16 protein-coding genes, 1 tRNA gene and 1 pseudogene are annotated in these 20,869 nt (G+C 72.2%); 11 read left to right on the top strand and 7 right to left on the bottom strand.

Annotated elements, in window-relative coordinates; all coding sequences use genetic code 11:
- The first annotated feature begins 202 nt into the window (after nucleotides 1-202).
- Nucleotides 203-2,629, top strand: coding sequence for a glycoside hydrolase N-terminal domain-containing protein (locus ACFWE2_RS03025; RefSeq protein ID WP_377222726.1), 2,427 nt, complete (start codon nucleotides 203-205; stop codon nucleotides 2,627-2,629).
- A gap of 62 nt (nucleotides 2,630-2,691) precedes the next feature.
- On the opposite strand, the gene ACFWE2_RS03020 is transcribed toward ACFWE2_RS03025, so the two are convergent.
- Both ACFWE2_RS03020 and ACFWE2_RS03015 read right to left on the bottom strand, forming a co-directional pair.
- A tRNA-Arg gene (locus ACFWE2_RS03020) sits at nucleotides 2,692-2,765 on the bottom strand.
- A gap of 74 nt (nucleotides 2,766-2,839) precedes the next feature.
- Nucleotides 2,840-4,372 (bottom strand): RNA-guided endonuclease InsQ/TnpB family protein, encoded by a 1,533-nt coding sequence (locus tag ACFWE2_RS03015; RefSeq protein ID WP_377222725.1) that lies wholly within the window; start codon nucleotides 4,370-4,372, stop codon nucleotides 2,840-2,842.
- A 149-nt stretch (nucleotides 4,373-4,521) separates the two neighbouring features.
- On the opposite strand from ACFWE2_RS03015, the gene ACFWE2_RS03010 reads away from it, so the two are divergent.
- The 3 genes from ACFWE2_RS03010 to ACFWE2_RS03000 all read left to right on the top strand — a co-directional run bounded on the left by ACFWE2_RS03010 (nucleotide 4,522) and on the right by ACFWE2_RS03000 (nucleotide 7,384).
- Nucleotides 4,522-5,406 (top strand): alpha/beta fold hydrolase, encoded by an 885-nt coding sequence (locus tag ACFWE2_RS03010; RefSeq protein WP_377222724.1) that lies wholly within the window; start codon nucleotides 4,522-4,524, stop codon nucleotides 5,404-5,406.
- Nucleotides 5,407-5,485: 79 nt separating this feature from the next.
- Entirely contained in the window at nucleotides 5,486-6,184 is a 699-nt protein-coding gene (locus ACFWE2_RS03005) for an RraA family protein (protein WP_377222723.1), read from the top strand.
- Between the two features lie 78 nt (nucleotides 6,185-6,262).
- Entirely contained in the window at nucleotides 6,263-7,384 is a 1,122-nt protein-coding gene (locus ACFWE2_RS03000; protein WP_377222722.1) for a winged helix DNA-binding domain-containing protein, read from the top strand.
- A gap of 3 nt (nucleotides 7,385-7,387) precedes the next feature.
- On the opposite strand, the gene ACFWE2_RS02995 is transcribed toward ACFWE2_RS03000, so the two are convergent.
- Nucleotides 7,388-8,164 (bottom strand): helix-turn-helix domain-containing protein, encoded by a 777-nt coding sequence (locus tag ACFWE2_RS02995; protein WP_377222721.1) that lies wholly within the window; start codon nucleotides 8,162-8,164, stop codon nucleotides 7,388-7,390.
- Nucleotides 8,165-8,251: 87 nt separating this feature from the next.
- Between ACFWE2_RS02995 and ACFWE2_RS02990 the strand changes: the two genes are divergently transcribed.
- The 4 genes from ACFWE2_RS02990 (at nucleotide 8,252) to ACFWE2_RS02975 (ending at nucleotide 13,059) form a co-directional block, all read left to right on the top strand.
- The gene (locus ACFWE2_RS02990; protein WP_377222720.1) at nucleotides 8,252-8,653 is read left to right on the top strand and encodes a nuclear transport factor 2 family protein; all 402 of its coding nucleotides are present in this window, start codon (nucleotides 8,252-8,254) and stop codon (nucleotides 8,651-8,653) included.
- 144 nt (nucleotides 8,654-8,797) lie between these two features.
- A complete protein-coding gene (locus ACFWE2_RS02985; protein WP_377222719.1) occupies nucleotides 8,798-10,417 on the top strand; it encodes an ATP-dependent DNA ligase in 1,620 nt (539 codons plus the stop codon).
- 108 nt (nucleotides 10,418-10,525) lie between these two features.
- A complete protein-coding gene (locus ACFWE2_RS02980; protein ID WP_377222718.1) occupies nucleotides 10,526-11,833 on the top strand; it encodes a hypothetical protein in 1,308 nt (435 codons plus the stop codon).
- The gene (locus ACFWE2_RS02975) at nucleotides 11,830-13,059 is read left to right on the top strand and encodes a sulfotransferase family protein (protein ID WP_377222717.1); all 1,230 of its coding nucleotides are present in this window, start codon (nucleotides 11,830-11,832) and stop codon (nucleotides 13,057-13,059) included. Before ACFWE2_RS02980 ends, ACFWE2_RS02975 begins: the two co-directional genes overlap by 4 nt.
- Nucleotides 13,060-13,070: 11 nt before the next feature.
- Here the strand turns inward: ACFWE2_RS02975 and ACFWE2_RS02970 are convergent, their stop codons facing one another.
- The 4 genes from ACFWE2_RS02970 to ACFWE2_RS02955 are packed head-to-tail and all read right to left on the bottom strand — an operon-like array spanning nucleotide 13,071 to nucleotide 18,194.
- Nucleotides 13,071-14,756: a dipeptide ABC transporter ATP-binding protein gene (locus ACFWE2_RS02970; RefSeq protein WP_377222716.1), complete on the bottom strand. Its 1,686-nt coding sequence runs from the start codon at nucleotides 14,754-14,756 to the stop codon at nucleotides 13,071-13,073.
- Nucleotides 14,753-15,565 (bottom strand): ABC transporter permease, encoded by an 813-nt coding sequence (locus ACFWE2_RS02965; protein ID WP_377222715.1) that lies wholly within the window; start codon nucleotides 15,563-15,565, stop codon nucleotides 14,753-14,755. The genes ACFWE2_RS02970 and ACFWE2_RS02965 overlap by 4 nt, the downstream gene beginning before the upstream one ends.
- Entirely contained in the window at nucleotides 15,562-16,503 is a 942-nt protein-coding gene (locus ACFWE2_RS02960; RefSeq protein WP_377222714.1) for an ABC transporter permease, read from the bottom strand. The genes ACFWE2_RS02965 and ACFWE2_RS02960 overlap by 4 nt, the downstream gene beginning before the upstream one ends.
- Before the next feature lie 38 nt (nucleotides 16,504-16,541).
- Nucleotides 16,542-18,194 (bottom strand): ABC transporter substrate-binding protein, encoded by a 1,653-nt coding sequence (locus ACFWE2_RS02955; RefSeq protein WP_377222713.1) that lies wholly within the window; start codon nucleotides 18,192-18,194, stop codon nucleotides 16,542-16,544.
- A gap of 264 nt (nucleotides 18,195-18,458) precedes the next feature.
- Between ACFWE2_RS02955 and ACFWE2_RS02950 the strand changes: the two genes are divergently transcribed.
- From ACFWE2_RS02950 to ACFWE2_RS02940, 3 genes and pseudogenes are all read left to right on the top strand, one after another.
- Complete coding sequence (locus ACFWE2_RS02950) at nucleotides 18,459-19,679, top strand: toxic anion resistance protein (RefSeq protein WP_377222712.1); 1,221 nt, start codon at nucleotides 18,459-18,461, stop codon at nucleotides 19,677-19,679.
- 20 nt (nucleotides 19,680-19,699) lie between these two features.
- Nucleotides 19,700-20,284, top strand: a complete 585-nt coding sequence (locus ACFWE2_RS02945) for a hypothetical protein (protein WP_377222711.1) — start codon at nucleotides 19,700-19,702, stop codon at nucleotides 20,282-20,284.
- A pseudogene (locus tag ACFWE2_RS02940) lies at nucleotides 20,281-20,869 on the top strand (hypothetical protein); the annotation flags it as partial. The gene ACFWE2_RS02945 and the pseudogene ACFWE2_RS02940, both read left to right, overlap by 4 nt.

The raw sequence follows: 20,869 nt of genomic DNA, 5'->3' as shown, positions 1-20,869 counted from the left end.
GCGCCGGTGGGTCCACCCGCTGCGACCTGTGGGGCGGTGCCGCGCCCGGTCCGGAGCAGCCCGCGAGGAAGGTTAGATGTTTGAGCCGTGGCGCCGGTCGGCCCCCGGCTGAATATGCAGGGGAATTGAGTTGCTTGACCAGATACGTCATATCTTTGTAGGTTTGTCGCGCTCGCGCTGAGGACGTCCAACGGAGGACCCAATGCCAGACGTGACAAGACGACAAGCCATCAAGGTCGGTGCCGTCGGCGCGGGAGGCCTGCTGCTGCCCGTGCCGTGGACGGCGGCTGCGCGTGCGTCGTCCGCCCCACCACCCGAGGTCCAGGCGGCCGACGACCTGGCGCTCTGGTACGACGAGCCGGCGGGCGACGACTGGCTCCGCGCGCTGCCCCTGGGCAACGGCCGGCTGGGCGCCATGGTCTTCGGGAACCCCGGCTCCGAGCGGCTGCAGCTCAACGAGGACACGATCTGGGCCGGCGGGCCGTACGACTCCGCCAACCCCGAGGCCCTGGCCGCGCTCCCCGAGGTGCGCCGGCTGGTCTTCGAGGACCGGTGGACCGAGGCCCAGGACCTCGTCAACGCGCACATGCTCGGCGACCCGGTGGGTCAGCTCGCCTACCAGACCGTCGGCAACCTGCGCCTGGCGGTGCCCGGCACGAGCGGGGCGACCGAGTACTACCGGCAGCTCGACCTGACGACGGCCACGGCCCTGACCAGCTTCGTCGTCGGGGGCGTGCAGCACCGTCGCGAGACGTTCGTCAGCGCACCGGACCAGGTGGTCGTCATGCGGCTGACCGCGGACGTGCCCGGGTCCATCTCCTTCACCGCCACGTTCGACAGCCCCCAGCGGACGACGACGGCCAGCCCCGATGCCACGACGATCGCGCTGGAGGGCGTCTCGAGCGACCAGGAGGGGGTCACCGGCCAGGTCCGGTTCCTGGCCTCGGCACGCGCCGTCGCCGACGGCGGCAGCGTCAGCAGCACGGCCGGCGAGCTGTCCGTCTCGGGTGCGAACAGCGTGGTCCTCCTCGTCTCGATCGGCAGCAGCTATGTCGACCACACCGACGTCGGCGGCGACTACCGGGGGATCTCGTCGCGCCACCTCGACGCCGCCGTCGGCAGGTCGTTCGACGAGCTGCGCGGCCGGCACGTCGCCGACTACAAGGAGCTGTTCGACCGGACGACCCTGGACCTCGGGCGCACGGCGGCGGCCGACCAGCCGACCGACGTCCGGATCGCCCAGCACGGCGGCGTCGACGACCCGCAGTTCTCCGCCCTGCTGTTCCAGTACGGCCGGTACCTGCTGATCTCGTCGTCACGGCCCGGCACGCAGCCGGCGAACCTCCAGGGCATCTGGAACCACGAGCTGTTCCCCGCATGGGACTCCAAGTACACGATCAACGCCAACCTGCCGATGAACTACTGGCCCGCGGACACGACGAACCTGTCCGAGTGCTTCCAGCCGGTGTTCTCGATGATCGACGACCTCACGATCACCGGTGCGCGCACAGCCGAGGTGCAATACGGCGCGGGTGGCTGGGTGACACACCACAACACGGACGGCTGGCGGGGCACGTCGGTCGTGGACGGCGCGGTCTGGGGGATGTGGCAGACGGGCGGGGCGTGGCTCGCCACGACCATCTGGGACCACTACCTGTTCACCGGCGACGTCGACTTCCTCCGCGAGCACTACCCGGCGATGCGGGGGGCCGCGCAGTTCTTCCTCGACACGCTGGTCGAGGAGCCGAACCTCGGCTACCTCGTCACCAACCCGTCGAACTCGCCCGAGCTCCTCCACCACCCCGACGCCAGCGTCGCGGCCGGCCCGACGATGGACAACCAGATCCTCAGGGACCTGTTCACGGGGTGCGCGCGGGCGAGCGAGGTCCTCGGGGTCGACGCCACCTTCCGTGCGCGGGCGCTCGCCACCCGCGAGCGCCTGGCCCCCATGACGATCGGCTCGCGCGGCAACATCAAGGAGTGGCTCTACGACTGGGTCGAGACCGAGCGCACGCACCGGCACGTCTCGCACCTGTACGGCCTGCATCCCAGCAACCAGATCACCAGGCGGGGCACCCCCGAGCTCTTCGAGGCGGCGAAGCGGACGCTGGAGATCCGCGGCGACGACGGCACCGGCTGGTCGCTGGCCTGGAAGATCAACTTCTGGGCTCGGCTCGAGGAGGGCGGGCGCGCCCACGACCTCATCAAGTACCTGGTCACGCCGGCCAGGCTCGCGCCGAACATGTTCGACCTGCACCCGCCGTTCCAGATCGACGGCAACTTCGGTGCCACCGGCGGGATCGCCGAGATGCTGGTGCAGAGCCACACGGGCGAGGTGCACCTGCTGCCCGCCCTGCCCGCGGCCTGGCCGGACGGCGCCGTCGACGGCCTCCGGGCGCGTGGCGGGCACACCGTCGGGGCGACGTGGAGCGCCGGGCAGGCCGTCGAGTACCGGATCGCCCCGGACCGGGACGGCAGGATCACCCTGCGCGGCGAGCTCTTCACCGGCCGGTTCGCGGTGCTCGACGTCACACGCGGCCGGCGGGCCAGGACCACGCGGACCGCGGCCGACGTGATCGAGCTGAGTGGTGAGGGCGGGCACACGTATCGCGCCTACGCCCGGCGGTGAGCGCGCAGGCTGTGGCCGGGGACCCGGTACCCCGCCACAGCCGGCGTCGCCACGTTCTTGGGTGCCCCCGGCAGGATTCGAACCCGCGACCTAGTCATTAGAAGTGACCCGCTCTATCCAGCTGAGCTACGGAGGCAAGCCTGCCGAGTTTACAGCGTGTCTGTGGACTTGTGGAGTACACAGACACCACCCTTCTCGGGCGCCCCTCGTTCAAACTGCTGGTGCGGTCTGAACGGGGGTTCCTGCGTCGTCCGGACTGGTTTCGCCCACACGGGTGTGTGGGCCAGTGCCGTCCCGTCGGCAGGCATTGATGACGGGGCCGGCTGCTTGACGGTCCCCGCCCCGGGCTTCACCGCGCCCACCACCGTTCTCGACGGCGGGGGTGTGGTCCTCGGCCCAGGCGGCGAGGTTGGCGGCTGCGTTCAGGTCCCGGTCCCGAACCAGCCCACAGGTGCCGCACGTGTAGGTGCGGTCCCTCAGGCTCAGGACCTTCTTGATGTGCCCGCAGGAAGAGCAGGTCTTGGACGACGCGAACCACCTGTCCGCGACCACGACCTCCCCGTTACGCCACTGTTGCTTGTAGGTGATCTGGCGGGCCAGCTCACCCCACGCCGCATCACCGACGGCTCGGGCGAGCCTGCGGTTGGACATGATGCCGCTGATGTTCAGGTCCTCCAGAACCAGCCGGTCGTGGGTCTTGACCAGTTGGTTGGAGACCTGGTGCAGGAAGTGCTGCCGGGTGTCCCGCACCCGGAGATGATGTCTCGCCAGGCGCATGCGCGCCTTGCGCTGGTTGGCCGAGCCGCGCTTCTTGCGCGATACGGCGCGGGCCAGACGACGCTGCCGACGCAGGCCCGAGGCCAGGATCTTGGGCGCCTCGACCCGCAGAGCCTCGGTCCCATCACGCGCACCGGCGACGACCAGGGTGTGCAGCCCTCGATCCACACCTACCCACCCCATCTTGTCGCTGGCGGCCCGGGCGGGGTGCTGGACAGCGGGGTGTAGGTCAGCGGCCTCGACCGTGATCGAGATCCACCACCGGCGGACCCCGCGCGTGACCGTGGCTTGCAGGATCCGGGCCCGGCCCGTGGCGATCATCCGGCGCAGGCGGCGGGTGTCCTCCCGGACCCGGATGCTGCCGAGTTTCGGCAAGGTCACCGACCGTGGACTGTCTCCGATCCCGACACGGATCGAGGAGCGGTCGCCGGAGGCCTTGTTCCGCATCCGGAACGACCCGCCCGTGCGGAACTTCTTCTTGAAGCGAGGATGCCCGACCGGACGGCCCATGTGCTTCCCGGACCGGGACGCGATCCACGCGACCAAGGCGCGCCCGAGATCGACGGCCGCTTCCTCGAACACCTGCGAGGACACCTCACCGCGCCAAACCAGCCCCGTCACCTCTACCTCGGCGGCGCCCTCACCTGAGACGAGGAAGCGGCGTCCCGCGGCCTCTGATCGTTTCCACCGGTTGAACGCGTTGATCAGGCTGAACCGGGACCACGGCACCGCCAGCTCGGCGGGCTCACCAGAGGCACCACGGATGGAAGCGTCACCGTCGACGTTGCCACCGCGGCCGCTACCCATATCCTGACGACCACCTGCCGTACGGGCATCCAGATGCAACCGCAGGCACTGGTTGTACGTGAACCGCGCAGCGCCCACGTACCGGGACAGCGCACGTTCCTGCTCGACCGACGGGTCGAGACGAAAACGGAACGACGTGTGCCTTGCCACGCGCGCCATCCTGTCACCACCTATCGCTGAAGACGCACACGTGTTCTATACACTGGGGAGAGCCCAGGCCACCCTGCCGAACCCGAGGCGTTTCGCGCGGCGCAGCTCGCCCCCCTCGGACACCTCGACGCCCAGCTCGACCTGCTGAAGGAGCCCGCGTGACCGACCTCTTCGACACCCGTACCGACCTGACGGTCTCCGGAGGCCCGGTGCGCCTGTACCGGGCAGGCGAGTCAGGGCCGCCGGTCCTCCTGCTCCACGGGGCGATGCTCGACACCGCCCAGGGCGTGTGGCGTCGGGTCGCGCAGGCACTGGCGGCCGACTACCGCGTGCATGTCATCGACCTGCCCCGGCACGGCGGCAGCCGGCCCTGGCGCGGCGTGCTCGACGACGCCTTCTACCGCCACTTCCTCGACGACCTGCTGGACGCGCTGGACCTGCCGCGGACGGCGATCATCGGGCTCTCGATGGGCGGCGGCATCGCCACCGGCTACGCGCTGGACCACCCCGAGCGGGTCAGCTCCCTGATCGCCGTCGGACCTGGCGGAATCGGCGCGCGGCGCCCGGCGCAGCTCCTCACCTGGCTGTTCCTGCGTACTCCCGGAGCCATGCGGCTGACCAGCCGGTACCTCGCCAGGCGTCCGGAGCTGGTCCGGCGGTCCATGACCACCAGCCTCACCGCCGGCGCGGACACCCCTGACTTCGAGGACATCGTCCGGCTGGCCGTCGAGGAGGCCAGGGCCAAGGACGCGCACGGCGAACCGGGGCTCGATGACTGGCAGACCCGGGCCTACGGGCCGTTCTCGATGCGGCTGAACCTCCTGCCCGACCTGCCAAGGCTGACCGTCCCGACGCTGTGGGTCCGCGGCGACCAGGACACTCTCGTCGGGGAGGCCGAGCTGTCCGCGGCGGCCGCCGCGGCCCCCGGCTCCCGCCTGGTCACGGTCGCGGGCGCCGGGCACATCGTCACCTACGACCAGCCGGAGGAGTTCACCAGGCTGGCCCGGGAGTTCCTCGCCGCGACGCTCGACCCCCGCCCGTAGCCGCCTGTCGCGGCGATATGGTTGCGCGGACGAGCGCCGGGAGCCCGCTCGGCGCGCCTGACCAAGGAGACCGACCGACGTGCTCGATCTGCAAGGTGCGTTCCTCGACCTCACCACGCCCCACGTCGCCGACGCCATGGTTCGCCTCGGCGTTCCCGTCCGGCAGGCGCCGGCGGACGTCCGTCCGCTGTGGGAGGGCGCGCGCGTCGTCGGCCGCGCCCGTCCGGCACGACACGTCGGCAGCGTCGACGTGTTCCTCGAGGCGATCGAGCTGGCCAAGCCCGGCGACGTCCTCGTGGTCGACAACGCAGGCCGCACGGACGAGGCCTGCGTCGGAGACCTCGTCACCCTGGAGATCCAGCGCGCCGGGCTCGGCGGGACGGTGATCTGGGGGCTGCACCGCGACTCCCGCGACCTGCGCACGATCCGCCTGCCGGTGTTCAGCCAGGGCGCCGTCCCGGCCGGGCCGCAGCGGCTCGACGCGCAGCCCGCGGACGCCCTGACCGCCGCACGGTTCGGTGACCACACGGTCACCGGCGACGACCTCGTGCTCGGCGACGACGACGGCGTGCTGTTCCTGCCCCTCGGCCGCGCGGCCGAGATCTCGGAGCTCGCAGCCACCATCCGCGACACCGAACGCCGCCAGGCGATACGCATGAACCTCGGCACCAGCCTGCGCGAGCAGACCCGGTTCACCGAGTACCTCGCCGCACGCGACCGTGACGGCACGACCTTCCGCCAGCACCTCCGTGCCATCGGCGGTGCCATCGAGGAGTAGGCGGGCGCGGCAGCCGGCCGGGGGGCCGGGACGGCCCGCCGGCCGGTGAGTGTCAGACGTGCCCCGTAGCCTTCCCGCATGCCTTCCGGACCGACCGAGCTCTCGCCCGCCGCCGCGCGCCGGCTTCGCCTGCGCACGCAGGGCCTCACCGTGCCCGACGGCGGCGCGGGCACCCCGGACCTGTCCCCCGCCGACGTCGTCCGCCGGATGGTCGCGCTCCAGGGCCAGGACCTGCCTGCGGTGCTGCGGGCGATCGCCGTCCGGTGCCGCCAGGGCACCACGCTGGACGACGTCCGCGCCGCGTTCGACGCCGGCGAGCTCGTGCGTGGGTGGACCCAGCGCGGCACGCTCTTCGCGACCACGCCGGGCGACCTCGCCGCGCTCCTCTCGCTCACCGGCGCGCGCATGCTGCGCACGGGCCGCAAGGTCCGCGAGACCGAGGGCCTGGACGACGACGTGGTGGCCCGCGCCGAGGCGGTGGCCCTCGAGGCGCTGCGGGCGTCGCCCGCCGAGGGCGGCATCTCGCGCGCGGCGATGGTCGACCTGTGGCAGCAGGCCGGCGTGCCCATCGAGGGGCAGCGCGGTTACCACCTGATCGCCACCCTCGGGGTCAAGGGAGTGCTGCACTGGGGTCCGTTCGCCGATGCCCAGCAGCTCATGGTCGAGTCACCGGGGGCCGGGCTCGGCGACAGCCCCGCCGAGGATCCGGGCGCGGCGCTGCGCCGGATCGCGCGCTCCTACTTCGCCGGCCGCGGGCCCGCCACCGTCGAGGATCTCGCGTGGTGGCTCGGCCTGCCCAAGGTGCCGGTGCGCACCGCCGTCGCCGAGCTGCGTGCGGAACAGCCGGAGGCCGTCGCCGAGGTGGTCGTCGACGGGAAGGTGATGCTCGTCGGGCAGGCGCCGAGCGGCCCCGGCAGTGATCTCGCCGAACCGTCCGGCGTGCTGCTCGTGCCGGGGTTCGACGAGATCGTCCTGGGCTACCAGGACCGCGAGCTGGTCGCGGACGCCGAGGCGATGCGCACCGTCGTCCCGTTCGTCAACGGGATCTTCCGCCCGGCGGTCCTTCTGGACGGGCGCGTGGTCGGGACCTGGCGCCGCGCACCCAAGTCCGGCGAGGCGCCGTTCGAGCTGGTGCCGGGAATCCAGGCGGACGCCCGCGCCGCGATCGAGGCCGCGGTGGCCGCCTGGCACCTGGGCTGAGGTTCAGGAGGGAGGCTCCGCGAAGTAGGCGGCGCTCTCCGCGTCCGCCGGGTAGTACGACTCGACGGCCACCTCGGCCAGGGTGATGTCCATCGGGGTGCCGAACGTGGTGATCGTCGAGAAGAGCCGCAGCTCACGCCCGTCGAGACGGAGCACCATGGGGATCACGACGTCCGACTCGGGCTCTGTCGAGTCGCCCGCCTCGCCGTCGAGCCCGGGTGCCAGCAGCTCCTCGTAGAGCGCCGTCAGCTCGGGGTCAGGAACCGCGGCGAGCTGGCGGCGGATCCGGGAGCGGAACATCGCGCGCACGTCGGCCAGGTTGACCACCAGCGAGGCGAGCCCGCGGGGGTCAAGGCCGAGCCGCACCAGGTTGACCGGCGGGCGGAGCAGGTCGGGTGCGACGCCCGCGAAGAACCGGTCGACGGCGCGGTTGGTCATCAGGATGTTCCACCGGCGGTCGAAGGCAAGCGCCGGATACGGCTCGTGCGCGCTCAGCACCCGTGCGACGGCGTCCCGGGCTGCCGACAGCGCGTCGCCGTCGAGCGGCCGCTCGGGGTACCGCGGGGCGAACCCGGCGGCGAGCAGCAGCCGGTTGCGCTCCCGGAGCGGGACGTCGAGCTGGTCCGCGAGCCGGAGCACCATCTCGGCACTGGGCCGCGACCTGCCGGTCTCGACGAGGCTGACGTGGCGGGCCGACACGTCGGCGGCGATCGCCAGATCGAGCTGGCTGAGCCGACGACGCTGCCGCCACTGCCGCAGCAGCTCCCCCACGGTGTGCATGGCGTCGAGTGTCGCTCAACGCGTCGCCGGACGCCATGAACTCCCAGTTCATCGACAGGCATCGCGACAGCGGCGAACACTGCGGACATGACAACTCGGAGCACTGCCACTGACAACAAGACCATCGTCGGCCGGGCGTTCGCGGACCTCGTCGAGTCGGGCGACGTCGCCTCGGTCGAGCGGGTGCTGAGCGACGGCTTCGTCCATCACCGGCCGGACTCGACGTTCTCGACCAAGGCGGAATGGCTCGCCTCGATGCGGGCGTCGCTGGAGAAGATCGCGGGCATGCAGGTCGAGATCAAGCACATGCTGGCCGACGGCGACCACGTCGTCCTGCACTCACGCCGCCGGCTCCCCTCCGGAGCGGAGATCACGGTCGTGGACATCATGCGGTTCGAGGACGGGCTGATCGCCGAGGCGTGGGAGACCATCGAGCCGACGGCGGAGGCGGCGAGCCACCTGACCTGGTGGGCGCCCGAGGAGCGCTGACCCGGCGTGAGGCCGCGGAATGACCATGCACTTGCTGCCAAGATCCAGCCCAGTCTGGCAGCAGGTGCATGGTCATTCGTGCGGTCAGCCGCGACCGAGCCGTAGCGGAGCGGCGCCCCGACTCAGGACGCGTCAAGATGGAGCATGCTGCTCGCCGAGGTCGCCGCCACGTCCGACGCCGTCGCCGCCACGCGCTCACGCCTCGCCAAGCGCGCGGCCATCGCCGACCTGCTGCGGCGCACGGCTGCCGCCGGAGCCGAGAACGGGGACAGGGACGGCGGAGGCGGCACGGCCGAGGCCGACACCGCCGACGACCTCGAGACAGTCGTCTCCTACCTCGCCGGCGCGCTCCGCCAGCGCCGCACCGGACTCGGTTACGCGGCTCTCCGCGACCTCCCACCTCCGGCGACGACCGCAACGCTCACGGTGCGCGACGTCGACGCCGCCTTCGCCGGGATGGCGACGCTCGAAGGCCCGGGTTCGGCCCAGGCCCGTTCCACCGCGGCCGCGGAGCTCTTCGGCGCCGCCACCGAACGCGAGCAGTCGTTCCTGCGCGGCCTGGTCGCCGGGGAGCTGCGCCAGGGCGCGCTCGACTCGGTGGTGGTCGACGCCGTCGCCGAGGCCGCCGGAGCTCCCGCCGACGCCGTCCGCCGGGCCGTCATGATGCGCGGCGCGACCGGCCCGGTGGCGAGCGCCGCGCTTCTCGCGAAGGACCCGGTCGCCGTGCTGGCGACGTTCACGCTCGAGATCGGGCGGCCGGTCCGGCCGATGCTGGCAGCGTCGGCGCCGGACATCGCGGCGGCCTTCGAGAAGCTGGGGTCCGGCGATGCCGGCACCGAGGGCGGCACCGAGCTCTGCGTCGACGTCAAGCTCGACGGCATCCGCATCCAGGTGCACCGCCTCGGCGACGACGTGCGCGTCGTCACGCGGTCCCTTGACGACATCACCGAGCGCGTGCCCGAGATCGTCGAGGTGGCGCGCGCGCTGCCGTCCGACCGTCTGGTGCTCGACGGCGAGGCCCTGGCCGTCGGGGAGGACGGCGTGCCCAGGCCATTCCAGGAGACCGCCGCGCGGTCCGCGACCAGGGAGACCGCGTCGGAGGCGGAGCTGGCCGCCCAGCTACGGCTCACTCCGTTCTTCTTCGACGTGCTGCACGCCGACGGGCGCGACCTGGTCGACGCCCCGCTCCGCGAGCGCCTCGCCGTGCTCGACGAGATCGCCGGGCCGCACACGGTGCGCCGGCTGGTCACGGAGGACCCCGAGACCGCAGCCGAGTTCTTCGCGGCGGCGCTGCGCGCGGGCCAGGAAGGCGTGGTGGTCAAGTCGCTCGACGCCCCTTACGCCGCCGGACGCCGGGGCGCGGGCTGGGTGAAGGTCAAGCCGCGCCAGACCCTCGACCTCGTGGTGCTCGCGGTCGAGCGGGGTTCGGGCCGCCGGCAGGGCTGGCTCTCCAACATCCACCTCGGGGCGCGCGACCCGGAGGGCGGCTTCGTGATGCTCGGCAAGACGTTCAAGGGCATGACGGACGAGATGCTGGAGTGGCAGACCGCGCGCTTCACCGAGCTCAGCACCGAGGACAACGGGTGGGTGGTGACCGTCCGGCCGGAGCAGGTGGTGGAGATCGCGTTCGACGGGCTGCAGCGCTCCACCCGCTATCCGGGCGGGCTCGCCCTACGCTTCGCGCGCGTGCTGCGCTACCGCGACGACAAGAGTGCCGCGGAGGCCGACACGATAGAGACGGTGCGGGCTCTCGCGGGCTTCTGACCAGCGGGTAGTCCTCCACGAGTCCGCGACAGCTTCTCGACATACGCGCACATATCGGGCAAGGTTTGGCCGGAAGCAGGAACCTGTACCCGACCAGACGGGGACTCGATGAGCTCGACCATGATCGACGGTATCGCCGGCATCGGCGACACCGTCAGCGGTGATCCCGCCCACCGGCCCTTGAAGCTCGACGACCCGGCCACCGTCACGTCCATCACGGAGGTGACCGCGTCGACCGACGCGGCGGCCGTGCACAACCGGCTTCGCGAGGAGTGGGGGGACGTCGCCCCGGTCGGGCTGGAGGCCGGTACCCGCGCTTGGCTCGTGACGGAGTACCGGACCATCGTCGCGATGGCCCGCGGCCAGTTCCCCCTCACAGCGGCGACCGGGTCCTGGAACGGCCACGAGCAGCCGGTACCCGGCGCCGACTCGCCGCTGCTCCACCCGCTCGCGCCGGTCGGCAGGCCGACGGTCGAGCAGGCCGACGGCAGCGTGCACGGCAGGCTCCGCACCCCGCTCGACGAGGTCCTCGGCGTGATCGACGACGCGGAGGTCGCCCGGACCACCCGCGAACGGTGCGAGGAGCTGATCGACAGCTTCGCCGCGACCGGCGTCGCCGACCTGGTGCGCGAGTACGTCGCGCCGATGCCCCACCTGACGCTGGGCGCGCTCCTCGGGTTCGACGCCGCGACCGCGAAGCAGGTGTTCGAGATCGCCACGCGCCCGGCGTCGGACCGCTACGCCGCGGCGACCGTGCACGAGGTGAGCTTCCTGCTCAACGGGCAGACGGCGGCCCGCCGGCCGGACGGCACCCCGACCCCCGCCGGCCGCCTCGCACGGCACACCGCCTACGAGAGCACCGCCGAGGCGGCGCTCGGCATCCTGTCCCTCACCGCCACCACGACCCTCGGGCTGCAGGCCTGGCTGACCCAGACGCTCTACCTCGCCCTGACCGACGAACAGTTCGCCAGGCGGCTCGCCGGCGGACGGCTCGGGACCGACGAGGCGCTCGACGAGGTGCTGTGGACCGCGCCACCCGTGAGCGCGCTGGCGCCGCGGATCGCCGTCGAGGACTTCCTGCTGGACGGCAAGCTCGTGCAGAGCGGCGACGCGGTGCTGCTCGCGGTGGGCGCCGTCGGCTCGGACCCGACCATCCGGGGCGAGGGTCCGTGGGACGGTTCCGGCAGCGGTGCCCACCTCACCTTCGGGGTCGGCGCCCACGCGTGCCCCGCGCCGCACCTGGCCCGCCTGATCGTCCGCACGGCCGCCGAGACGCTGCACCGCCGCCTCACGCCCGCCCTCGCGCTGCGCACGGACGAGCTGCGGTGGGCACCCGACTTCCGTTTCCGTCTGCTGGAGGCGCTCCCGGTCGCCTTCCGCCCAGAGCAGCACTCCGCACTCGAAGGGACATCGTGAGCAGCAACACCCGAGCCTCCAAGGTTCTCAACACCGTCCTCGGCCCCGCGATCCGCGGGCGGGAGGACTCCGCGGGCGCGTGGGCGAAGGCCGTAGCCGACGCCGACAAGGAGGCCGGCGTACAGGACCCCGAGCTCGCCGACGGTCTCGGCCGCGTGTTCGCGAGCATCGTCGAGGAGCCCCGGCTGACGCCTCTGGGCTGGTTCTTCGCGCTCAGCGTGGTCAAGGGCCGCTACGTCAACCGGCTGCGCATCCAGGCCTTGCTGGCCGAGCGCCCGGAGATCGCCGACGAGCAGATCGTCAACCCGGTGTTCGTGCTCGGCCTGCCGCGCACGGCGACCACCCTCGCCCACAAGGTGCTCGCGGCATCGCCCGACCACCGCGGGCCGCTCGCCTGGGAGATGTCCTACACGGGCCTCGAGGACCCGAAGGTCGCCAAGCGGGAGATCAAGCGGTTCGACCAGAGCATCCAGCTCGTCACGCGCTACTTCGCCCCTGGGCTGAAGCACATCCATCCGATCCAGGCCACGGACCCGGAGGAGTCGCTGGTGCTCATGCCGCACGGCACCTTCTGGCCGCTGTTCCACGGCAGCATGCCCTCCTACCGCGACTGGTACGCACGGCGGAGCACGGCGGAGCTGGCCGGCGACTACGAGCACCTGAAGCAAGGCCTGCAGGTGCTGCAGCACGGCCGGCCGGCCAAGCGGTGGGTCGTCAAGTACCCGGCGCACCTGAACGACATGACGGTGATCAAGCAGGTGTTCCCGGACGCCACCTTCGTGTGGACGCACCGCGACCCGGCCGCCGTCGTCGGCTCGTCGTGCAGCCTCATCGAGACGCTGTGGGCGCCGTACCAGAAGGACCCGGACCCGCTGGAGGTCGGGCAGCTCGTGATGGACTCCATGGTCACGTGGGTGAACAACGCGCTGGAGGCGCGGCTCAGCCTGCCGCCGTCGGCCATCGTGGACGTGCCGTACCACGCGCTGAGCGCGGACCCGCACACGGAGGTGCCGCGGCTGTACTCGGCGATCGGCGCCACCTGGACGGCGAGCGACCAGGCGAAGCTCGACCAGGTGCTCGCCCGGCCGGCGGGGACGAAGCCGCACCTGTACGACATGCGGCGCTACGGGCTGGAGCCGGACCAGGTCAACGAGGCCTTCGCGCCCTACCTGCGCCTACTGAAGACCTTCGACGTGCTGGACGCGAAGCCCAGGATCGAGATGTAGGGCAGGCCTGGTCAGCCCCTGTCGGCCCGCCCGACGGCGATCGGTGAGGCGTCCCGCAGCAGCCGCACGTACGGGTGCTGCGGGTCGTCGAAGACGGTCGCCGCCGGGCCGGACCCGACGATGCGCCCCTCCTGCATGACGGCGATCTCGTCGCTCATGTGCAGGGCGACCCCGAGGTCGTGCGTGATGAGGAGATAGGCGAGGTTCCGCTCGCGCTGGACCCGGTCGAGCAGGTCGAGCACCTGCGCCTGGACCGAGACGTCGAGCGCGGACACCGGCTCGTCCAGGATCAGCACCCGGGGGTCGGCGGCGAGCGCCCGCGCGACGGCGACGCGCTGCCGCTGGCCGCCCGAGAGGTGCAGCGGACGGCGGGTGGCCACCGCCGGGTCGAGGCCCACCGTGCCGAGCAGCTCCGCGATCTCGGCGCGGACCGGCCCCGGCCGGGTCGTGCGGCCGCGGGTCAGGGCGTCAGCGAGGACCCTGCCGACGGTCCAGCGCGGGTCGAACGAGCTCAGCGCATCCTGGGACACGGCGCCGACGAGCGGCCGGCGCGGGCGTCGCCGGGACTCCGGGAGGGGGATCCAGGGCTCGCCGAGCAGGGTGACCTCGCCGGCGTCGGGCCGCTCCAGCCCGATCAGGAGCCGGGCGGTGGTGGACTTGCCCGAGCCGGACTCCCCGACCAGGCCCAGCGTGCGCCCGGCACGCAGGGAGAACGACACGTCGCGGGCGGCGACGATCTCCCGCCCGCCGACCTGGAAGGTCCGCGCGAGCCCCCGGGCCTCGAGGAGAGTGTCGCCGGACGCAGGCATCGGAGCGTCGTCAGCAGCCACGCGCCGACCACTCGTCCGTCCGACGCCGGCTGGTGGGCGGGCTGCCGGGCCGGCTGCCGGGTCGACGGCGGCCGACAGGGGCGTGCCGCGGGGCACGCCCGCCGGGACGGCGGCCACCAGCTTGCGGGTGTACGGGTGCCGGGGCCGCTCGAAGACCTCCGCCGGGGTGCCCTCCTCGACCACCGCGCCGTCGGTCATCACGAGGACCCGGTCGGCGATGCCCAGCACCACCGAAAGGTCGTGGCTGATGAGCAGCACGCCGGTGCCGTCGTCGCGCAGCCGGCCCAGGAGCCCGAGCACACCGGCCTGGACGGGCTGGTCGAGCGCCGTGGTCGGCTCGTCGGCGACGACCAGCCGTGGCTCACCCGCGATCCCCGCCGCGATGAGGGCCCGCTGCCGCTGGCCGCCGGAGAGCTGGCCGGGGCGCTGGCCGGCCCGCAGCTCGGCGTCGGGCAGGCCCACACGGTCCAGGAGCTCGATGGTGCGCGCACGGCGGGCGGCGGCGTCGAGCCCGGTGTGCAGGGCGAGCGTGTCGCCGATCTCGCGTCCGACGGGCCGCAGCGGGTCAAGGGAGACGAGCGCGTCCTGCGCGATCAGTCCGACCGTGCCGCCCCGCAGGCTGCGCAGGCGCCGCCCGGACAGCGCGAGCACGTCCTGCCCGCCGACCGTCAGCTCGGCGGCGGTGACCCGCGCGCCCTCTCCGGCAAGGCCGACGATGCTGCGCGCCGTGACGCTCTTGCCCGAGCCGGACTCGCCGACGATCGCCACGCACTCGCCGGCCGCCACCTGGAAGCTGACGCCGTCGACGACGCGCCGTCCGGCGAACTCCACGACGAGGTCCTTGACCGACAGCACCGGATCGCTCACGCCGCGCTCCTGTTCCGTTTCTGGATGCCGCGCCCGATGACGGTCGCGGCGGCCGCGCCGGCGACTATCGCGAGGCCGGGGAAGAAGGTCATCCACCAGAAGTTCGCGATGTAGGTGCGGCCCGCGGCGAGCATCGCGCCCCACTCCGCGGCGGGCGGTACCGCGCCGAGGCCGAGGTAGCTCAGCGAGGAGACCCAGATGACCGCCTGCCCGAGCCCGAGGGTCGCGAGCACGAACAGGGCGGCGGTCACGTTCGGCAGGATGTGCCGGACGATGATCCAGAGCCGGCCGCGCCCCAGCACGCGGGCCGCCTCGACGAACTCGGCGGCCGCCGTCCGCCGCACCTGGGACCTGATGATCCGCGCGTACCCGGGCGCGGTGGCCAGGCCGACGGCGATGGTCGAGCTCAGCACACCCGGCCCCGTCACCACGATGAACAGCAGCGCGAGCAGCAGGCCGGGGAACGCGAACAGCACCTCGACGAGCCGCGTGGTGCCGAAGTCGAGCCAGCGCGGGCCGAGGCCGGCCGCGAGGCCGAGGACCGTCGCGAGGCCGATGCCGATCGCCGTCGCGAGGACGCCGATCCGCAGCGACTCCGCGGCCCCGTGGATCACCCGGGTGTAGATGTCGCGGCCGGACTCGTCGGTCCCGAAGAGGTGCGCGAGCGACGGCGGCTGGAAGGCCTCGGTGCGCGAGACGGCGAGCGGGTCGCCCGGGGCGAGCAGGTTCGGCCAGAGTGCGGCGACGAGCAGGAGCAGCAGGACCGCGCCCGCGATCACCTCCGCGACCGTCGGGCGGAACGCCCTCACTCCGTCACCGCCCGTCCGCGCGGGTCGATCGCCCGGTCGGCGAGATCGGTCACGAGGGTCATCACCGTGTACGCGAGCGCCACGACGAGCACTATGCCGGTCACCAGCGTGACGTCGCGGAGCTGGACCGCGGAGAGCAGGCTGCGGCCGAGCCCCTGCCTGGCGAACACCGACTCCACGACGACCGCCCCGCTGATCAGCGACCCGAAGGCCCAGCCGGACAGCCCGACGGCGGGGATCGCGGCGTGCCGCAGCGTGTGCCGCCAGAAGATCCGGACCTCGCTCTCGCCGCGGGCGCGCGCCGTCGTGACGAAGGGCGACTCCATGGCGGTCAGCAGGGACTCGCGCATGACCTGCCCGAGGAACCCGGCCAGCGGGATCGCCATCGTCAGCGCGGGCAGCACGATGCCGAGCGGCCCCGGCACGCTGACCGGCGGCAGGACCTTGAGGGTGAGGCTGAGGAACAGGATCAGCACCGTCGCGAGCCAGAAGTGCGGCACGGCCGCCGCGACCAGCTCGAGCCCCGACCCGATGGCCCAGGCGATCCGGCCGCCCCGCACGCTCCAGGCCGCCAGCGCGCACGCGAGCACCCAGGCGAGCACGAGCGAGCAGAGCGCGAGGGTGAGCGTGGCGCCGAGCTGCTCCCCTATCGCCGTCGCCACCGGCTTGTGCAGGGAATAGGACTGGCCGAGGTCACCGGTCGCGAGCCGGCCGAGGTAGGTCAGGTACTGCACGACGAGCGGCTGGTCGAGGCCGTACTCGCGGCGTACCTGCGCCAGCGCCTCCGGTCCGGCCTGCGAGCCGGGTCCGCCGAGGATCGCCTCGGCGGGGTCGCCGGGGACCAGCCGGAGCGCGAAGAACGTGATGGTCGCGGCGGCCCAGAGCACGAACACGACCCCACCGGCACGCAGGAGCAGCCAGCGCCGGTTGCCCGGCACCGGCCTCCTGCGTGCCCCGGTGGTGGGGACGGGAAGCGTCAAGACGTCAGCCAGGCCTCGGTGAAGGTCGGCGTGGAGACCGTCGGCATCGCCCGCAGCCCCTGCACCGTGGTCGAGTACAGGAAGTGGTTCTGCTGGTCGTACAGCGGCAGGATGTAGTAGCCCTCGAGGATGATCCGCTGGGCCTGCTCGTACAGGCTCTTGCGGTCGTCGGGGTTGCTCGTCGCGGAGGCCCGGGTGAGCAGGTCGTCGAGCACGGGGTCGTCGACCTGGGCGAGGTTCGCGAAGTAGCCGCTGGGTGCCGGCTCGATGCTCGCCGAGTGGTACAGGATCCGCAGCACGTCCGGGCCGACCTTCGTGTACGGGGCGCTGACCAGGTTGTAGTCGTTCTCGGCGAGCGCGCCGTACCAGCTCGACAGGTCGAGCGGGTGCAGCCGCACCTCGAAGCCCGCTGCCTTGGCGTCCGCCTGGATCTGCTCGAACAGGGACTGCTCGGCCGGGATCGACTGGTTGGTGCTCACCGGGAAGTCGAGGGTGAGGCGCTCGCCGTCCTTGACGCGGTAGCCGTCGGCGTCGCGCTCGGTCCAGCCCGCCTCGTCGAGGAGGGTGGCCGCTGCGTCGGTGTCGACGGTGAAGAGGTCGGGCTCACCCAGGCCGAGCGGCTCGACGCCGGACAGCGGCGAGTACGAACGCTCAGCGGTCCCGAAGAACAGGCCCTCGATGCCGTCGTCCACGTTGACCGAACGGATGAAGGCCTCGCGGACGCGCTCGTCGTCGAACGGCGCCTTGCCCGAGTTGAGCTCTATGCGGTTCGACGCGCCGGGGCGGGGTGCGTCCAGCTCCTTGATGGTCCCGCTCGTCTCGGCGGACCGGATCGTGTCCGGCTGCGCGTTGTCGATGACCTGCACCTCACCGGACTGGAGCGCGGCGTAGCGGCTCGCCGAGTCGGGGATGAACCGCCACACGATCGAGTCGAGGTACGGGAGGCCGGAGCCCTCGGCGTCGGCGGGCGGAGAGTTGTAGTCGTCGTTCCGGACGAGGGTCACCGAGTCCTGGCGCTCCCAGGCGTCGACGACGAACGGGCCGGTGCCGACCGGCGACGCGCAGTTCTCCTCCTGGCTGCGCTCCAGGGCCTTGGGCGACTCCATGGCCACCCAGATCTGCGAGAGCGACTCCAGCAGCGCGCTGTCGGGCGTGCTCAGCTCCAGCCGGACGAGGTGGTCGTCGACGACCACCACGTCCTCGATCTTCGCCAGGGCGAGATAGCCGGTCGACGACGCCGTCGCCGGGTCCTGCACGTGCGCGATGTTGGCGGCCACCGCCTCGGCGTCGAACGGCGTGCCGTCCGTGAACGTGACGTCCTCGCGGAGCGTGAACTCCCAGCTCAGGCCGTCGTCGCTCTCCTGCCACCCGGTGGCGAGCCACGGGATGACCTTGCCGCTGTCGTCGAGCGAGACGAGCGACTCCAGGTACTGCGTGGCGATGAGCGCCTGCGGGTAGTTGCCGCCGACGTGCGGGTCGAGGCACGAGGGCTCCGCGTCACCCGAGGCGTAGGTGAGGGTCCCGCCGGCGACCGGTTCGCCGGCGGCTTCCTCCGGCGAACCACCCCCCGGCGAGCAGGCGGCGAGCAGGAGAGCGACCGTGGCCGTCACGACGGCGGCACGCGGGCGAGAGAACCGGCGCAAGGGCATGGCTACGTGTGCATCCTGTCTGGAAGAAGTTCCGAACGACTGCGTTCATGCTCCCAAACCGTCCGCCCGGCCGGGCGTATTCCGTGCTCGGACGCCGAGTGGGGAGCGCCACACCCGAAGCCCACCGGGTGAGGTCCTTCCGGCTGGGGAACTCTCGCCGTCGGCCTCTCGTTCTCACCCCGCACCCAGGCGTTTTCCCTCCCGGCGACAGCGGCTCCCCGCATATACTCGCCGCGTTCGGACGCCCTATCACGAGGAGCACCGATGACCGAGCCGATGCCGCTTCAACCGCCTGCTCCCGCAGCCGAGCCCCTCGTGCTGAGCGCGCCCGACCCGGTCCAGGCCGTCGCCGCCACACAGGCCCCCAAGATGGCTCCGAAGGTCGACCCCGCCGTCGCGCCGGCGCTCGACCAGAAGGTGGCCACCTACCTCGACGGCCTCCTGAGCGCCGACACCAAGAGCCCCGAGTTCGCCAGGCGTGCCGACGACGTGCGCACCATGGGCGACCAGGACATCCGCCAGGCCGCCGACTCCAGCAACCGGCTGCTGGCCACGCCCGTCCGGGCGCTGAAGGAGGGTGGCCTCGCCGACGGCTCGAAGGTGGGCCAGACCCTGCTGGAGCTGCGCCGCACCGTCGAGGACCTGGACCCGTCCGAGGCCAGCGTGGGCCGCAAGATCCTCGGGATCATCCCGTTCGGCGACAAGCTGCAGGACTACTTCCGCCGCTACGAGTCCGCCCAGGGCCAGCTCAACGCCATCATCCAGGCCCTCTACAACGGCCAGGACGAGCTCCGCAAGGACAACGCCGCGCTCAACCTGGAGAAGCAGAACCTCTGGGACACGATGGCGCGGCTCAACCAGTACATCTACGTGGCCGAGCGGCTCGACGCCCAGCTCTCGGCAAAGATCGCCGAGCTGCAGATCGCCGAGCCCGAGCGGGCCAAGGCGCTGTCCGAGGACGTCCTGTTCTACGTGCGCCAGAAGCACCAGGACCTGCTCACCCAGCTCGCCGTCTCGATCCAGGGCTACCTCGCGATCGACATCATCATCAAGAACAACATCGAGCTCACCAAGGGTGTCGACCGCGCGACGACGACGACGGTCTCCGCGCTGCGCACCGCCGTCATCGTGGCGCAGGCGCTGGCGAACCAGAAGCTCGTGCTCGACCAGATCGGCGCGCTGAACACGACGACGTCGAACATGATCGCCTCGACCTCCAAGATGCTCGCCGACCAGTCCGCGACCATCCAGGAGCAGGCGGCGAGCTCGACGGTCGGCATCGAGCAGCTCCAGGCCGCGTTCGCCAACATCTACGCGACCATGGACTCCATCAGCGACTTCAAGGTCCGGGCGCTCGACTCGATGTCGCAGACGATCGGCGTGCTGCAGACCGAGACCACGAAGGCCTCCCAGTACGTGGAGCGGGCACGGCGTACCAACACCGACGGTGTGGCGAGCGGTTCTCTCGACCTCAACACCCCGTGACGGCAGGCCCGGAGGCACGTATGGGTTGGTGGCAACGGATCTTCGGCGGTGGGCGCACCGAGGAGGAGCGGCCCGTGGCCGTCCCCGCCCCGCCCACGACCGAGCAGATCGTGACGTCCGTCGACGCCGTCCTGGCCCGCACGTCCGGCAGGGCGCCGGCCGCCGTCACCGCCCGCGTGCAGCGGGTCGCCGAGACCGTGCACGAGATGGCGCCCCGCCTGGACCGGCTCGGCGCCGGCTCCCAGCAGGCGCACACCGTCGTCGCGACCGCGACGAGCTACCTGCCCGAGGCGGTCGACGCGTACCTGCGCCTCCCCCGCGACTTCGCCGACCGGCGCGTCGTGGACCGCGGCAAGACGTCGCTCATGATCCTCTGCGACCAGCTCGACCTGCTGGGCGCCACCATCGACAAGATCTCCGACGCCGTCTCGCGCGCCGACGCCGTAGCCCTCGTCGCGCACGGCCGCTTCCTCGAGGAGAAGTTCGGCACGCAGTCAACCCTGAACCTCCCGAGCCCAGCACCCAGCACGGCCCCGGCCCCGCCCACCCCCGGAACACCAGACCAGGGCCCGGCATCGGGCCCCGCCCCCCTGGAAGCACCATGACCACGACGGCGCTGGCCGCCGCCCTGGACGCCCTCGCCGCGACGGCCACCACCGCCGGCCTGAACCCCGAGGAAGCCCGCACCGAGGCCGAACGCCTGGCAGCAGCAGTAGCAGAATCCTCCCCAGGAGCCCCCACAGACTGGCTCGCCGCCACGGGACGTCCGACGTCGAGCAGCAGCCTCCAACCCTTCTTCGACGCCGCGGTCAGCGCCCGCCGCTGGCGCAGCGCCCCCACAGACCTCCTGACGCACCTCATCACCACCAACTCCCCCCACGCAGCCAGCTACGCGGAAGCCCTGGCAGCAGTAGTAGACGCCGCGGCAACCCTGGGCGACCCCAGCATCAGCGCGATAGCAGCGGCCGAGGGCACCAAGGCGGTCCACCGCAGCGCAGCCGCAGGCCGCGACAAGGCAAAGACGCCCACGACACGAACGACGGCACACCCCCTGCCAACCACCCCCCACCTGGACACGAAGTCCCCCACCCCAGGTGACCCGACAAGCAAGGCCGCGGGGTCCGAGATACCGCGCCGGGATGTATTCCTTCCCGAAGTGGAGGGCCCCCTGGGGCCCGTGAACGCATCCC

Source organism: Promicromonospora sp. NPDC060271 (assembly GCF_042726755.1).
Lineage (GTDB): Bacteria > Actinomycetota > Actinomycetes > Actinomycetales > Cellulomonadaceae > Promicromonospora.
The sequence above is the reverse complement of the archived record's forward strand: the minus strand, read 5'-3'. Positions and strand labels throughout refer to the sequence as shown.

Coding starts and splice junctions, on each gene's coding strand:
- ACFWE2_RS03025 (WP_377222726.1), top strand. CDS start 203: ATGCCAGACGTGACAAGACGACAAGCCATCAAGGTCGGTGCCGTCGGC.
- ACFWE2_RS03015 (WP_377222725.1), bottom strand. CDS start 4,372: ATGGCGCGCGTGGCAAGGCACACGTCGTTCCGTTTTCGTCTCGACCCG.
- ACFWE2_RS03000 (WP_377222722.1), top strand. CDS start 6,263: ATGCCTTCCGGACCGACCGAGCTCTCGCCCGCCGCCGCGCGCCGGCTT.
- ACFWE2_RS02995 (WP_377222721.1), bottom strand. CDS start 8,164: ATGCACACCGTGGGGGAGCTGCTGCGGCAGTGGCGGCAGCGTCGTCGG.
- ACFWE2_RS02990 (WP_377222720.1), top strand. CDS start 8,252: ATGACAACTCGGAGCACTGCCACTGACAACAAGACCATCGTCGGCCGG.
- ACFWE2_RS02985 (WP_377222719.1), top strand. CDS start 8,798: ATGCTGCTCGCCGAGGTCGCCGCCACGTCCGACGCCGTCGCCGCCACG.
- ACFWE2_RS02980 (WP_377222718.1), top strand. CDS start 10,526: ATGAGCTCGACCATGATCGACGGTATCGCCGGCATCGGCGACACCGTC.
- ACFWE2_RS02955 (WP_377222713.1), bottom strand. CDS start 18,194: ATGCCCTTGCGCCGGTTCTCTCGCCCGCGTGCCGCCGTCGTGACGGCC.
- ACFWE2_RS02950 (WP_377222712.1), top strand. CDS start 18,459: ATGACCGAGCCGATGCCGCTTCAACCGCCTGCTCCCGCAGCCGAGCCC.
- ACFWE2_RS02945 (WP_377222711.1), top strand. CDS start 19,700: ATGGGTTGGTGGCAACGGATCTTCGGCGGTGGGCGCACCGAGGAGGAG.